This window comes from Nonomuraea sp. NPDC050404, from assembly GCF_040655495.1.
Classification (GTDB): Bacteria; Actinomycetota; Actinomycetes; order Streptosporangiales; family Streptosporangiaceae; genus Nonomuraea.
Window position 1 is genome coordinate 145815 of sequence record NZ_JBFAKB010000024.1, and the last position, 14291, is coordinate 160105.

Consider the following 14291-nt stretch of genomic DNA (forward strand, 5'->3'; position numbering starts at 1 on the left):
ATCTTGTATACAGTCTCCTAAACGTTTTCAACGGAGGCCCCCATGCGACCGTCCCCCAGGTTCGCCGCGGCGCTCGTCGTCCTTCCCCTCGCCCTGGCGGCTTGTGGTGGAGGCGGTTCGAGCAGCGCGCCCGCGGCGCCCAGTGAAATATCCAGCGCCTCGGCCGACAACCGGCCGGTCAAGGGCGGTGGCACGCTCAACATCGCGCTCAACGCCGACCCCGACGCGCTGGACCCGAGCATCTCGACCACGCTCGTCGGCCGCGAGGTGTTCGCGAGCATGTGCGAGAAGCTCTACGACATCGACAAGTCCTCCAACCTGGTCCCGCAGCTCGCCGAGGCCATGCCCGAGCTGTCCGGCGACGGCAAGGAGGTGACGATCAAGCTGCGCGAGGGCGTGAAGTTCAACGACGGCACGGCATTCGACGCCGCGGCGGTCAAGAAGTCGCTGGACCGCCACCGTACCTGGGAGAAGTCGGCGCGCGCCGCCGACCTCGCGGCGGTCTCCGACGTCGCGGTGGCCGACCCCACGACCGTCAAGCTGACCCTGAAGCAGGCGTTCACGCCGCTGACCGCGCAGCTCGCCGACCGCGCCGGCATGATCATGTCGCCGAAGGCGCTGGAGTCCGAGGGCGACAACTTCGGCGCCAAGCCGGTGTGCGTCGGGCCGTTCAAGTTCGCCGGCCGCACCTCCGGCAGCCAGATCACGCTGGACAAGTCGGCGGACTACTACGACGCGGCCAAGGTCAAGCTCGACAAGCTCGTATACAAAATCATCGTCGACCCCAACGTACGGGCCGCGAACCTGAAGTCCGGCGACGTGCAGGTGGCCGACCAGCTCGCCACCAACACGGTCAAGGGCGTGCAGACGGATCCGAACCTGAGCGTCGTGGCCGGTGGCGGCCTGGGCTACTACGGCTTCCAGATCAACATCGGCAACGTCAAGGGCTCCACCGCCAAGCCGGGCGCCGTGGACACGCCGCTGGGCAAGAACCCGCAGCTGCGTGAGGCGTTCGAGTTGTCACTCGACCGGGACGCGATCAACAAGGCCGTCTACAACGGCCTGCACGAGGTGGACTGCTACCCGGTGCCGCTGGACAGCAAGTACCGGCCGCAGGACCTGACGTGCGCCAAGCGTGACCTGGCCAAGGCCAAGCAGCTCGTGCAGGCCTCCGGCGTACAGACGCCGATCCAGGTCTCGATGGCCACCCCGAACGACGCCGTCAACCAGCGCCTGGCGCAGGTCATCCAGTCGATGGCCAAGGAGGCCGGCTTCAACGTGACCGTGCAGACGGCCGAGTTCGTCAGCGTCCTGGAGCAGGGCAAGGCCGGCAAGTTCGACGTCCTGCTGAGCGGCTGGTCGGGCCGGGTGGACCCGGACGGCAACCTCACGAACCTGGTCACCACGCAGGGCAGCAACAACTACGCCGGGATGTCCGACGCGGGCATCGACGACCCGATCAAGCAGGCCGCCGCCGAGACCGACCCGGCCAAGCGCGCCGAACTGTACGGCGCCGCCATGAAGAAGGCCGCCGAGCTGCGTGGCGTCGTGTACCTGTACCACAACAAGTACTACCTGGGCCTGCACAAGACCGTCGCCGGCGTCCAGTACTTCCAGGACGGCCTGCCGCGCTTCATCACCGCCGGGTTCGCCGCCTGATGTTCTGGTTCATCCTCCGGCGCTGCGGGTCAGCCATCCTTGTGCTGTTCCTGTCCAGCATCCTGATCTTCCTGGGCATCCGGGCATTGCCCGGTGACCCGGCCACGGTCATGGCCGGCCAGGAGGCCTCGCCCGCCGCGGTCGAGGCCATCAGGAAAGAGTTCGGCCTGGACAAGCCGCTTCCCGCGCAGTATCTGGACTACGTCGTCCAGACCGTCACGGGGAACTTCGGCCGTTCCACGCAGGACCAGATCCCCGTGGCCGACATCCTGGCCGAACGGCTCCCGGTGACGCTGGAGCTGTCGGCGCTGGCCATGCTGGTCGCGATCGTCATCGGCGTGGGCGCGGGCATCGTGGCCGCGGTCCGGCGGGGCAAGTTCGCCGACTACGTGGCCACCGGGTTCGGCCTGGCCGGGCTGTCGATCCCGCACTTCTGGCTGGGCCTGCTCGGCATCCTGCTGTTCGCGGTGACCTGGCAGGTGCTGCCCGCCTCCGGGTACGTCCCCTTCACCGAGAATCCGGCCGAGAACCTGCAGCGCATGATCCTGCCCGCGCTCGTGCTCGGCACCGGTTTCGCGGCGATCCTGATGCGGCAGACCCGCTCGGCCATGCTGGGCGCGCTGTCGGCCGACTACGTCAGGACGGCCAGGTCCAAGGGCCTGTCGGAGGCCAAGGTCGTGGGCGCGCACGCGCTGCGCAACAGCCTGACGACCGTGGTGACCGTGCTCGGCCTGCAACTCGGCGCGCTGATCAGCGGCGCCGTGGTGACCGAGCAGATCTTCGTCATCCCGGGCTTCGGCAAGCTCACCGTGGACGCGGTCCTGACCAGGAACTACCCCGTCATCCAGGCGGTCGTGCTGGTCACGGTCGTCGGATACGTGCTGGTCAACCTGCTGGTGGACATCGCCTACGCCTATCTCAACCCGCGGATCCGCCTGTCGGGAGGGCGTCATGACTGAAGTGACGGTACGCAGGCGGGGCAGGTTGTGGCGGCGCTTCAGGCGGCGGCCGATGCCGATGGCCGGGCTGGTGCTGGTGGTCGCGTTCGTGCTGCTGGCGCTGGTCGGCCCGTTCGTGACCGGCGACCCGTCCGCGCAGGACTACATGGCCACGCTCGCTCCCCCGTCGGGCGCGCACCCGATGGGCACCGACGACCTGGGCAGGGACGCCCTGGCCAGGATCGCGCACGGCGCCCAGGTCTCGTTGCAGGCGGGCGTGTTGTCCACGCTGCTGGCGATGGTCATCGGCATCCCGATCGGCCTGGTCGCCGGGTTCTACCGGCGCTGGCTGGACCCGATCGTGATGCGCCTGGTGGACGTGACGCTGGCCTTCCCGTTCCTGGTGTTCGCGGTCGGCCTGGCGGCGATCATCGGGCCCTCGCTGAAGGGCGTGGTGCTGGCGCTGGGCTTCTCCCAGCTGCCCGCCATCATCCGCATCACCCGCGGCGAGGTGCTGGCGGTCAGGGAGATGGACTACGTGGCCGCGGCCATCGCCGACGGCGCGGGCGACGGTCACATCATCTTCCGTTACGTGCTGCCGAACTGCCTGAGCCCGCTCATCGTGCAGGCCACGGTGGCGATCCCGGCGGCCATCATCGGCGAGTCCACGCTGTCGTTCCTCGGCCTGGGCGTGCAGCCGCCGACCCCGTCGTGGGGCGTGATGCTGACGACCGCGCAGCAGTACCTGAGCGACGCGCCCTGGCTGGCCATCTGGCCCGGCCTGATGATCGCGCTGGCCACGTTGGGCTTCAACCTGCTCGGTGACGGGCTGCGCGACGTACTGGATCCGAGGAGCGCCCGATGAGCCTGCTGGAGATCACCGACCTGAAGGTCGGTTTCAACACCGAGGACGGCCTCGTCCAGGCGGTCAGGGACATCTCGCTCACCCTGGACGAGGGCGAGATCCTCGCCCTGTGCGGGGAGTCGGGCTGCGGCAAGTCGGTCACCGCGATGTCGGTGCCCAGGCTGCTGCCGCCCGACACGACACGGTTGTCCGGCTCGATCAAGCTGGACGGCCGCGAGCTGACCACGCTGCCCGAGCCGGAGATGCGCAAGGTACGCGGCAAGACCGTCTCGGTCGTCTTCCAGGAGCCGATGACCTCGTTGAACCCGTCGTTCACCGTCGGGTACCAGATCGCCGAGGTGCTGCGCAGGCACGAGGGCCTGTCCCGGCAGGCCGCCGCCAAGCGGGCGGTGGAGCTGCTGGAGCTGGTCGGCATCCCGGCGCCGGCGCGCAGGATGAAGGAGTACCCGCACCAGCTCTCCGGCGGCATGCGGCAGCGCGTGATGATCGCCATCGCGGTGGCCTGCTCGCCCCGGGTGCTGATCGCCGACGAGCCCACCACGGCGCTCGACGTGACGATCCAGGCGGGCGTGCTGGACGTGTTCCGCGACCTGCGCGACCGGCTCGGCACCGCGATCATCCTGATCACGCACGACCTGGGCGTGGTGGCCGACATCGCCGACAAGGCCGTGGTCATGTACGCGGGCCGCGCCGTCGAGCAGGCCCCGGTGTCGGAGTTGTTCGCCAACCCGCGGCATCCGTACACGCTGGGCCTGATGAGCGCGCTGCCCTCGGCCGCGGTGGACGGCCGCCTGGCGGAGATCCCCGGCATGGTGCCCTCGCCGATGTCGGACCCGGACCAGTGCGCCTTCGCCGACCGCTGCCGCTACGCCCAGGCGGACTGCCGGGCGTCCAGGCCCCCGCTCGAACACCAGGCCGACAAACATCTGGCGGCCTGCTTCCACCCCGGAGGTCAGTCGTGATCCTGCGGATCGACAACCTGGTCAAGCACTACGGCCCGGTACGCGCCGTGGACGGCCTGTCGCTGGAGATCGGCCAGGGCGAGGTGCTCGGCCTGGTCGGCGAGTCGGGCAGCGGGAAGTCCACGGTCGGCAAGTGCGTGTTGCGGCTGACCGAGCCCACCTCGGGCACGATCGAGCTGGGCGGCAAGGACATCACCCACCTGTCGCGCCGGGCCATGCGCCCGCTGCGCAGGGACGTGCACATGGTCTTCCAGGACCCGTTCTCCTCGCTCAACCCGCGCTTCACGATCGAGCAGATCGTGGGCGAGCCGCTGCTGCGCCACAAGGTCAGCGACCGGCGCGAGACGGAGCGGCGGGTGGCGGCCATGCTGGAGAAGGTCGGGCTGCGCCAGGAGATGCGCAAGCGTTTCCCGCACGAGTTGTCCGGCGGGCAGCGGCAGCGGGTGGGGCTGGCCAGGGCGTTGATCCTGGAGCCGAAGCTGGTCGTGGCGGACGAGCCGGTGTCGGCGCTGGACGTGTCGGTGCAGGCGTCGGTGCTGAACCTGATCACCGATCTGCAGCGGGACATGGGCTTCTCGTGCCTGTTCATCACGCATGACCTGTCGGTGGTGGAGTTCCTGGCCGACCGGATCGCGGTCATGTACCTGGGCAGGATCGTGGAGTCGGGGCCGACGGCCGAGATCTTCGCGGGGCCGCGGCATCCGTACACGCAGGCCCTGCTGTCGGCGGCGCCGGTGGCCGATCCGGTCGCGCAGCGGGAGCGGCGCAGGATCGTGCTCGGCGGCGACGTGCCGAGCCCGATCGACCCGCCCGCGGGCTGCCGCTTCCACACGCGCTGCCCGCTGGCCTTCGACGAGTGCCGTACCTCCGAACCCCTCTTGAACGACCCACGTGGCGGCGGTCATCCGGCCGCGTGCCACCTGGTAACGGCGGACCGTGTCCCCGACGCGGCCAAGTAAGGAGAGAGTCTTGTTCACCACCAGGCCCGAGCTGTCGGGCGACTTCGGCATGGTCGCCAGCACGCACTGGCTGGCCTCGGCCGCCGGGATGGGCGTGCTGGAGCGCGGCGGCAACGCCTTCGACGCGGCGGTGGCCGCCGGGTTCGTGCTGCAGGTCGCCGAGCCGCACCTGAACGGCCCCGGCGGCGAGGTGCCGATCCTGCTGTGGAGCGAGGCCGAGCAGAAGGTGTCGGTCGTGTGCGGGCAGGGCACGGCCCCGGCCGCCGCCTCCATCGAGCGCTTCGCCGAGCTGGGCCTGGACGTCGTGCCCGGCACCGGCCTGCTGGCCGCGACGGTGCCGGGGGCGTTCGGCGGCTGGATGTTGATGCTGGAGCGCTGGGGCACCTGGTCGCTGGCCGACGTGCTCGCGCCCGCGATCCACTACGCCGAGCACGGCGTGCCGGTGCTGGAGCGCATCTCCGGCACGATCGCCTCGGTCGAGGGCCTGTTCAAGGAGGAGTGGCACACCTCGGCGGCCACGTGGCTGCCCGGCGGGAACGTTCCCAAGGCCGGCACGAAGCTGGCCAACCCCGTGCTGGCGGCCACCTACAAGCGGCTCGTCGCCGAGGCGGAGTCGGCGTCGGGCACCCGCGAGGGGCAGCTCGCCGCGGCCAGGAAGGCGTGGTACGAGGGCTTCGTCGCCGAGGCGATCGCCGAGTTCAGCGCCACGACGGCGTGGCGGGACAGCTCGGGCGAGGTGCACGGCGGCCTGCTCACGGGCGACGACCTGGCGGGCTGGTCGGCCACGATCGAGGAGCCGCTGACCTACGACTACCGCGGCCACACCGTGTGCAAGACGGGGCCGTGGGGCCAGGGCCCGGCGTTCCTGCAGCAGCTCGCCCTGCTGGACGGCTTCGACCTGGACGGGATGGACTTCCTCGGCGCCGACTACCTGCACACGGTGACCGAGGCCGCCAAGCTGGCCTTCGCCGACCGCGAAGCCTGGTACGGCGACACCGACGTGCCCATGTCCGGTCTGCTGAGCGCGGCCTACAACACCGAGCGGCGGCGGCTGATCGGCGACCGCGCCAGCCTGGAGCTGCGTCCCGGCGCCCCCGGCGGGCGGGCCCCCCGGCTGCCCGTCTTCCCCGACCCCGGCACCGCGAGCAACGCGCCCGGTCTGTCCGGTTCCCGCACGCCCCAGGGGGTCGGCGAGCCGACCGTGGCACGCTCTAATGCCGGTGAGTCGACCGTGGCACGCTCTGATGCCGGTGAGCCGACCGTGGCGCGCGACGGCACGGTCAAGGGTGACACGTGTCACGTGGACGTCGTGGACCGCTTCGGCAACATGGTCTCGGCCACCCCCAGCGGCGGCTGGCTGCAGAGCTCCCCCACCATCCCGGGGCTGGGCTTCTGCCTGGGCACCCGGGCGCAGATGTTCTGGCTGCAGCCGGACGCGGCCACCGCGCTGCGTCCCGGCACCCGCCCGCGTACCACGTTGTCCCCGTCGTTCGCGCTCAGGGACGGCAAGCCGTGGCTGGCGTTCGGCACGCCCGGCGGCGACCAGCAGGACCAGTGGAGCCTGAACTTCTTCCTCTCCCTGGTGCACGGCAGGCTGAACCTCCAGGAGGCGATCGACGCCCCCATGTTCCACACCGAGCACTTCCCCAGCTCGTTCTTCCCGCGCGGCTCGCGTCCCGGCGTCATGCTCGTGGAGGACCGGGTGGACGCCGGCGTCATCGCGGAGTTGCGGCGGCGCGGGCACGAGGTCGAGCCGCAGGGCCCGTGGTCGCTCGGCAGGCTCAGCGCGGTCGCCCGTGACGGCGATTTCCTCAAGGCCGCCGCGAATCCGCGGGGCAACCAGGGCTACGCAGTCGGCCGATGACACTTCCCGACCTGCTCTTCCTGCTCGGAGCCGGCCTGCTGGCCGGTGTGGTGAACGCGTTGGCCGGGGGAGGAACCCTGATCTCCTTCCCCGCGCTGATGGCGATGGGTTACCCGGGCCTGACCGCGACCGTGACCAACGCGGTGGCGCTCTGGCCCGGCTATCTGGGGGGTGTGATCGGCTACCGGGCCGAGCTGCGCGGCCAGCGCCGCAGGGCCACGCTGCTGTCGGTCACGGCCGTGGTGGGGGCCTGCGGGGGCAGCGCGCTGCTGCTGCTCACGCCGGGCAAGTTGTTCGAGTCCATGGTGCCGTGGCTGGTGGCCTTCGCCAGCCTCGCCCTGCTCGCGCAGCCGTGGTTGCGCAAGCTCTTCGGCGGCGAGCAGGACGGCCCGACCAGCAAGCTGGTGTACGCCGGGGTGTTCCTCGGCGGCTGCTACGGCGCCTACTTCAACGGCGGGATGGGCGTGGTGCTGCTGACCGTGCTCGGCATGTTCCTGCACGACAACCTGCATCGCGTGAACGCCGTACGGGCCGTGCTCTCGCTGGTCATCAGCTCGGTCTCGGTCGTCGCCTTCTCCCTGTTCGGCCCGGTGAACTGGCAGGCCGCGGCGGTGATCGCACCGGCCAGCCTGGTGGGCGGGCTGCTCGGCACCCGCCTGGCCAGGCTCATGCCGGCCAAGGTGCTCAGGGGCGTGGTCGTCGCGTTCGGCCTGGGAGTGGCCGCCGCCCTCGCGCTGCGCTAAGCCACTGTCGCCTCTATGAGATCGTCCACGACCTCGTTGAGGTCATTGCCCTTCTCGTACGCCCTGCGCTGCCGCATGGCTCCCGACCCCTTGCGTACCAACCGGTCGAGCCCCTCCTGGATGAACGTCAGATCGCCGGCCTCCGCCAGCGCCGGGCGTGCGTGCTCCAGGAGGCGCCCGGCCATCACCACGGCCGGCACCAGCGTGCCGTGCCGCACGTCCAGGCTGTCGCCCTGCAGCCCGTCGCGGGCGGCCCGCCAGTAGGCGGCGCGCAGCACCTCCGACGGGACGGGCAGCCCCCGGTCACCGCGCTTGACGGCGGTCAGCGCGGTGACGACGAGCGCGCGGATGAGCCCGATCAGGGTGAGGCTGTCGGCCACGTCGAGCGGCACGTCGGCCACCCTGATCTCCACGGTGGGCAGGCGGGGCGAGGGACGCGTGTCCCAGTAGACGGTCTTGGCGTCGAGCAGCGCGCCCGACTCCGCCAGCGCCCGCAGGGCCACCTCGTAGGCTGCGAAGGACGGGAAAAAGGGCGGCGCTCCCGACACCGGCCAGCGGCCCCAGCTGATCACCCGCCAGGACGCGTAGCCGGTGTCGCGCCCCACGAAGAACGGCGAGTTGGCGGCCAGCGCGATCAGCGTCGGCAGCCAGGGTCTCAGATGGTTGCCGACATAGACGGCGTGCTCGGCGTCCGGCACGTCCACATGCACGTGCAGGGCGCAGATGCTGATCTCGTCCTGCAACGCGCGGTAGAGCACCTTGCCCTGGTGGTAGCGGTCGTCGTCGGTGAGCGGCGGCGGCATGACGTTGCCGAGGACGGGGATGCCGCTGGCCACGACGGCCAGGCCGCACGAGCGGGCGGCCCCCGCGACCTCCTTTCGCGCGGCGCGCAGTTGCGAGCCCAGCTCGCTCAGGTCGGCGGAGGGCGCCGTGCGGGCCTCCACTTGGAATCTGGTGATTTCGTGCACCACGTCAAGGACGTCGGTCGCCGCTGCCAGAACCTCGGCGGCCCGGGGGGTCACGTGGCGGGTGCGGGGATCGACGATGAGGTATTCCTCTTCGATCCCGATGAGCGGAACCATGCCCACACCTCGCTGGGAGTCCAACCCTCTGTACGGGAGTTGTGCCCCTACCTCACCCCCCGGAAAACCCGGTTGTCAGACGGTGAACTCTACGGGGCCGTACAGCGCGTGCCCGGCCTGGGTGGACATCGCCCAGTAACGGTCTCCGTACGACCAGTGCCACCACTCGGTGGCGTAGTTGATCAGCCCGGCCGGCTCCAGGGCCGAGGCCAGGAGCTTGCGATGGGCGCGGGCGTCGTCGGAGATGTTCGGGGCGGCGGTGAAGCAGGCGCCGTCGCTCTGCTCCGGGTTGTCGTTGACCTGGGTGCCCATGTCGTATTCGACCCCTTCCGGGCTGCACAACGTCAGGTCCACGGCGGCGCCCGCGGTGTGCGGCGCGACCTCGACCGGGGAGACATAACGGCTGGCCGCGACGTAGGACTCTTCAGGCGGCAGGTGCGAGAGCGTGGCCCGGTACTCGTCGAAGATCTGGCGCTGGGTGGCGACGGGCCGGTAACCCTCGACGATCAGCAGGTGGTAGCCGTCGGGGAGCAGGCTCTCGGCGTGCTCAAGGCGCCGCAGCACTCCCTCGCGCAGGTGCCTGTACGCACCCTGGTCGTCGGCCATGCGGGGGTCCACGCGCAACCGCCCGGTCACGTCCGCCAGCGGTTCGCCGCTCTCCCGCACCGGGATCGAGGTCACACGGGGGTCGGAGATGAGCACGACATCGTTCGGGGTCTGCCACATGGGCAGAAATTCTCACACAGTGTCGGAGAAAACCTGCTCCCGGGCCTGTTCAAGGGCCGCCACGAGGGCGCCGCGCAGCACCGGGTTGCCGCCCACCTGGCTGGCGACGACGCTCGGCCGGCTGGGGCACACCTGGGCCACCGCCTCCTGTACCTTGGCCGCCAGTCGCTCGCCGCCGGCCCTGCCGATGGCGCCGCTGAGCACGATGAGGCCCGGGTCGAGCACGACCGTCACGGCCGCCGCGCCCAGGGCCAGCCGGGCGGCCACGGCGTCCAGGTAGCCGTCGTCGCCGGCGCGTACCAGGTCGGGCACCGTGTGGCCGCTGACGCCGTGCTCGGCCGCCAGTTCGCGCAGGGCGTCGTGACCCACCAGGCGCTGGAAGGAGCCCGTCTGCGGCCGGGTGACGTCGATCGGCAGCGGCTCCCCGGGGACCGGCAGCCAGCCGATCTCGCCCGCGCCGCCGGTGATGCCCCGGTGCAGCCTGCCGCCCAGCATGACGCCGAGACCCTGGCCGACGCCGGCCCAGATGACCACGAAGTCGTCGCGGCCGACGGCCGCGCCGTGGCGGTGCTCGGCCAGCGCGACCAGGTTGACGTCGTTCTCGATGGTCACCGGTACGCCGAGCGTCTCGCGCAGGCTGGCCAGCACGCCGACGTGCCAGGCGGGCAGGTCCACCGACAGGCGCACGTCCCCGGTGAGCGGATCCACCACGCCTCTGGTGCCGATGACGAACGCGCGCAACCGCGACAGGCCGATGCCGGCCGTGTCGCAGGCCCGCCGTACGGCCGCGTGCACCGCTTTGACCGGATCGCCCCCGTCTGAGGGGTTCACCGTGATCTCCACCACCACCCGGCCTGTGATGTCCGCCACACCGACTGTCAGGCTGTCGGGCAGCACCTCCAGGCCGGCGACGTAGGCACTGGAGGGAACCACGGCGTACAGTGCGGCGTGCGGCCCCCTGCCGCCCGCCCGCTCGCCCGCGACCTCCACCAGCCCCCGATCCTCCAGTCGTGCCAGGAGCTGACCTGCGGTTACCTTGGACAGGCCGGTCCGCTCGCCGAGCTCGGCACGGGTGAGAGGGCCGTTTCCGAGGAGCAGTTCGAGCGCCGCGCGATCGTTCAGACGGCGCAGCAGCCGCGGCGTTCCGGGGTCTCTGCTCATCGACGCACCCTTCTCGTCACGATCGGCTAACGAGCGTTTCTTTTAATAAAGTTTCTTGTTAGTTTACCAGCATCGTTCGGCATTGACGATCAGCCTGGTGCGGACCGTAGGCCGGCACCCGGGAAGGGAGAACCCTGTGAGGATCGCGAAGATCACAGCCACTACGGTCACCACGGCCGCGCTGGCCTTGGGCCTGGCCGCATGTGGCTCCGGCGGAGAGCCCGCCACGTCCTCACCCAGCGCCGCGGCCTCCGGCTCCGATTTCGCCGGCAAGACGCTGACCGTCTGGCGTCTTGGTGACAGCAACCCGGCCGCCGCCAAGTACATGGAGGAGCTCAACGCCGAGTTCACCAAGACGACCAAGGCCCAGGTCAAGCTGGAGTGGATCCCGTGGCCCCAGGTCGCCGACAAGTTCGCCGCCGCGGCCACCGGCACCGGCCCCGACGTGACGGAGATCGGCAACGACCAGGTCCCGATGTGGCAGAGCCAGGACGCCCTGTCGCCCATCACCGACATCGCCCAGGCCGATGACCGGGCGCAGATCCCGAAGAACCTCTACGGCTACGAGACCGTGGACAACGAGATCTACGCCGTGCCGTGGGGCGCCGGCGCCCGCGCGGTGCTCTACCGCAAGGACTGGTTCGAGGACCTCAAGATCGAGATCCCCAAGACCTGGGACGAGCTCGTCGCCGCGGCCAAGAAGATCCAGGCCGAGAAGAAGGGCGTGGACGGCTTCGCCTTCAACGGCGGCTCCGACGCCAACCACCTGCTGGCGGCCTTCGCCTGGTCCGAGGGCGGCGAGTACGCCGTCAAGGAGGGCGACAAGTGGGTCGGCAAGCTGACCGAGCCCGGCTTCGCCGCGGGCTTCGGCACCTACACCGGCCTGGTCACCGACGGCCTGTCCAACAAGGCGAACCTGACGCACGACACCACGCACATCCGCACCCGCTTCGCCAACGACAAGGTCGCGATGTACCTCACCGCCGCCTGGGACCTGTCGGGCATCGAGGAGGAGTCGAAGGGCAAGCTGAAGGGCGACAAGATCGGCTTCTTCCCGCTGCCCGCCAAGAGCGGCGGCGTGGCCCCCTCCTTCTTCGGCGGCAACGACATCGCGCTGTGGGGCACCACCGAGCAGGCCGAGCTCGGCAAGGAGTACATCAAGCTGGCCACCAGCAAGACCTGGGCCGACCGCTACGCCAAGGAGGGCGGTCTGCTCCCGGTCTACCCCGACACGCTCGCCGCGATGAACGAGGACCCGGCACAGGGCCCGTTCGCCCAGGCGTTCGCCAAGGCCAAGGCCTTCCCGGCGGACTCCAACTGGACTGAGGCCGACGCGACCAAGGCCGTGCTGCAGAACGCCGCACGGGCGGTCATCGAGGGCAAGAAGGACGCCACCGCCGCCCTCGCGGACGCCAACAAGGAACTCGAAGAGATTCTGAACCAGTAACGATGGCGGACACGACAACGGTCACCCGGGGCAGGGGTTCCTCCCCCGCCCCGGGACACCGGCGCAAGAACGCCGGGCGAGCGCGCGCCAGCGGACTGCCGGTCTGGAGCATCCCGTACGTCCTGCTCATACCCGGTCTGGTGGTCATCGCCGGGCTGCTGCTCTACCCCATGGTCCAGCTCGCCATCATGGCCTTCCAGAAGGTCGGGCTGGCCCAGGTGAGGGGCACCAGGCCCGCCGAGTGGGTCGGGCTGGAGAACTTCGAGAAGATCCTGTCCAACGACATCTTCTGGTCGGCCCTGCGCAACAGCCTGGCCTTCGCCTTCTTCGGCGTCAGCCTCACACTGATCGTCGGCACCGCCGTCGGCGTGCTGCTGCACCGCCTCGGCAGGAAGATGTCCCTGTTCGTGGTCATCGGCTGCATGTTCGCCTGGGCCGTGCCGCCCGTGGCGCAGGGCGTCATCTGGCGCTCCCTGTTCAACGCCGAGGCGGGCATCGTCAACTGGGCGCTGGACCTGCTGCCCGACTGGCTGGCCGCCCCGCCGGCGGGTCAGGCGAGCTGGGTGGGCACCCCTTGGCTCAACGACACCCTGTCGCTCTACATCGCGCTGGTCATCTGCGTGGTGTGGGCCGGGTTCCCGTTCATCGCGGTCTCGGTGCTGGCCGGGCTCAAGGGCATCCCCGCCGAGTTGTACGAGGCGGCGAAGGTGGACGGTTCGAGCGCGTGGCACACCTTTAGAAAGATCACGCTGCCCATGCTCAAGCCGGTCTTCGCCGTCCTGACGATGTTGTCGATCATCTGGGACTTCAAGGTGTTCAGCCAGCTCTACGTGCTCATGGACGGGCCGACCAACCGTGACGGCTTCAACCTGTCCATGTACGCCGTGGCCGAGGCGTTCAAGCCACCCCAGAAGCTGGGCACCGGAGCGGCGATCTCCATCATCCTGACGATCATCCTGCTCATCATCACCGTCTTCTACGTCAGGCAGATCGTCAAGCAGGAGGAGATGTGACCCCGCTCGCCCGCAAGAGGCTCGGCAAGGTCCTCCTGAACGGCGCCGGCCTGCTGGTCTTCGTGTTCGCGATCTTCCCGGTCTACTGGATGGTCTCGACCGGCTTCAAAGAGAACGACCAGATCTTCACCACGGAGTTCATCCCGTTCCCGACGCACTTCACCTTCGAGCACTTTGAACGGGTGCTCACCGAGGGCGTCGCGAACAACTCCATCTGGCTCTACATGCGCAACAGCGCGATCGTGGCGATCGGCACCGTGCTCATCGGCTCGACCTTCGCCCTGCTGTCGGCCACCGCCATCGCCCGTTTCCGGTTCAAGGGCCGCGGCGTCTTCCTGATGGTGCTGCTGGTCGTGCAGATGCTGCCGTCAGAGGGCCTGCTCATCCCGCTGTACATGATGGTTAAGCGGGCCGGGCTCGGCGACCAGTTCCTCGGGCTGATCGTCACCCAGGTCGCGCTGACGCTGCCGTTCGGCGTCTGGATGTTGCGGACGTTCGTCGCCGCGGTACCCAAGTCGCTGGAGGAGGCGGCCTGGATCGACGGGGCCGGGCGGATGACGACGTTCTGGAAGGTGCTGTTCCCGCTGGTCGCGCCCGGCCTGGTGGCCACGAGCATCTTCTCGTTCATCACCGCGTGGAACGACCTGGTCTTCGCCCTCTACCTGATGTCGGGCTCGGAGGGGTACACGATGCCGGTGGCCCTGCAGTTCTTCTTCGGTCAGGAGGGCGTCGACTGGGGCGCGATCATGGCCGGGTCCACCATGATGACGATCCCGGTCGTCATCTTCTTCCTTCTCGTGCAGCGCCGCATGGTCCAAGGGCTGACGGCGGGCGCGGTGAAGGGCTGACACATATCCGTACGGTGCTGCCGG

General features: G+C 69.8%; 13 protein-coding genes. 10 read left to right on the plus strand and 3 right to left on the minus strand.

Going from position 1 to position 14291, the window contains the following annotated elements:
• The first annotated feature begins 42 nt into the window (after nt 1-42).
• Genes AB0I81_RS47040 through AB0I81_RS47070 form a run of 7 tightly spaced genes read left to right on the plus strand, consistent with a single transcriptional unit; the run spans nt 43 to nt 7990 of the window.
• On the plus strand, nt 43-1659 hold the full coding sequence (locus AB0I81_RS47040) for an ABC transporter substrate-binding protein (RefSeq protein WP_360672399.1): 1617 nt from the start codon (nt 43-45) through the stop codon (nt 1657-1659).
• A complete protein-coding gene (locus tag AB0I81_RS47045; protein ID WP_360672402.1) occupies nt 1659-2618 on the plus strand; it encodes an ABC transporter permease in 960 nt (319 codons plus the stop codon). Before AB0I81_RS47040 ends, AB0I81_RS47045 begins: the two co-directional genes overlap by 1 nt.
• Nucleotides 2611-3462, plus strand: a complete 852-nt coding sequence (locus AB0I81_RS47050) for an ABC transporter permease (protein WP_360672405.1) — start codon at nt 2611-2613, stop codon at nt 3460-3462. Before AB0I81_RS47045 ends, AB0I81_RS47050 begins: the two co-directional genes overlap by 8 nt.
• Nucleotides 3459-4424, plus strand: a complete 966-nt coding sequence (locus AB0I81_RS47055; protein WP_360672407.1) for an ABC transporter ATP-binding protein — start codon at nt 3459-3461, stop codon at nt 4422-4424. Before AB0I81_RS47050 ends, AB0I81_RS47055 begins: the two co-directional genes overlap by 4 nt.
• A complete protein-coding gene (locus AB0I81_RS47060; protein WP_360672410.1) occupies nt 4421-5383 on the plus strand; it encodes an oligopeptide/dipeptide ABC transporter ATP-binding protein in 963 nt (320 codons plus the stop codon). Before AB0I81_RS47055 ends, AB0I81_RS47060 begins: the two co-directional genes overlap by 4 nt.
• 49 nt (nt 5384-5432) lie before the next feature.
• On the plus strand, nt 5433-7247 hold the full coding sequence (locus AB0I81_RS47065; protein WP_360672511.1) for a gamma-glutamyltransferase family protein: 1815 nt from the start codon (nt 5433-5435) through the stop codon (nt 7245-7247).
• Complete coding sequence (locus tag AB0I81_RS47070) at nt 7244-7990, plus strand: sulfite exporter TauE/SafE family protein (protein WP_360672413.1); 747 nt, start codon at nt 7244-7246, stop codon at nt 7988-7990. The genes AB0I81_RS47065 and AB0I81_RS47070 overlap by 4 nt, the downstream gene beginning before the upstream one ends.
• Here the strand turns inward: AB0I81_RS47070 and AB0I81_RS47075 are convergent.
• The 3 genes from AB0I81_RS47075 to AB0I81_RS47085 form a co-directional block, all read right to left on the minus strand.
• A complete protein-coding gene (locus tag AB0I81_RS47075; RefSeq protein WP_360672416.1) occupies nt 7987-9072 on the minus strand; it encodes a glutamate--cysteine ligase in 1086 nt (361 codons plus the stop codon). The two genes, AB0I81_RS47070 and AB0I81_RS47075, sit on opposite strands and share 4 nt — an antisense overlap.
• 75 nt (nt 9073-9147) lie before the next feature.
• Nucleotides 9148-9798 (minus strand): M15 family metallopeptidase, encoded by a 651-nt coding sequence (locus tag AB0I81_RS47080; protein ID WP_360672419.1) that lies wholly within the window; start codon nt 9796-9798, stop codon nt 9148-9150.
• 12 nt (nt 9799-9810) lie between these two features.
• Nucleotides 9811-10959 carry an ROK family transcriptional regulator gene (locus AB0I81_RS47085; RefSeq protein WP_360672422.1) on the minus strand — a complete coding sequence of 383 codons (1149 nt, stop codon included), beginning with the start codon at nt 10957-10959 and terminating at the stop codon, nt 9811-9813.
• 136 nt (nt 10960-11095) lie between these two features.
• On the opposite strand from AB0I81_RS47085, the gene AB0I81_RS47090 reads away from it, so the two are divergent.
• Genes AB0I81_RS47090 through AB0I81_RS47100 form a run of 3 tightly spaced genes read left to right on the plus strand, consistent with a single transcriptional unit; the run spans nt 11096 to nt 14267 of the window.
• A complete protein-coding gene (locus AB0I81_RS47090; RefSeq protein ID WP_360672425.1) occupies nt 11096-12406 on the plus strand; it encodes an extracellular solute-binding protein in 1311 nt (436 codons plus the stop codon).
• 2 nt (nt 12407-12408) lie between these two features.
• A complete protein-coding gene (locus tag AB0I81_RS47095) occupies nt 12409-13419 on the plus strand; it encodes a sugar ABC transporter permease (RefSeq protein WP_360672428.1) in 1011 nt (336 codons plus the stop codon).
• Complete coding sequence (locus AB0I81_RS47100; protein ID WP_360672431.1) at nt 13416-14267, plus strand: carbohydrate ABC transporter permease; 852 nt, start codon at nt 13416-13418, stop codon at nt 14265-14267. Before AB0I81_RS47095 ends, AB0I81_RS47100 begins: the two co-directional genes overlap by 4 nt.
• The last annotated feature ends 24 nt before the right edge of the window (nt 14268-14291 follow it).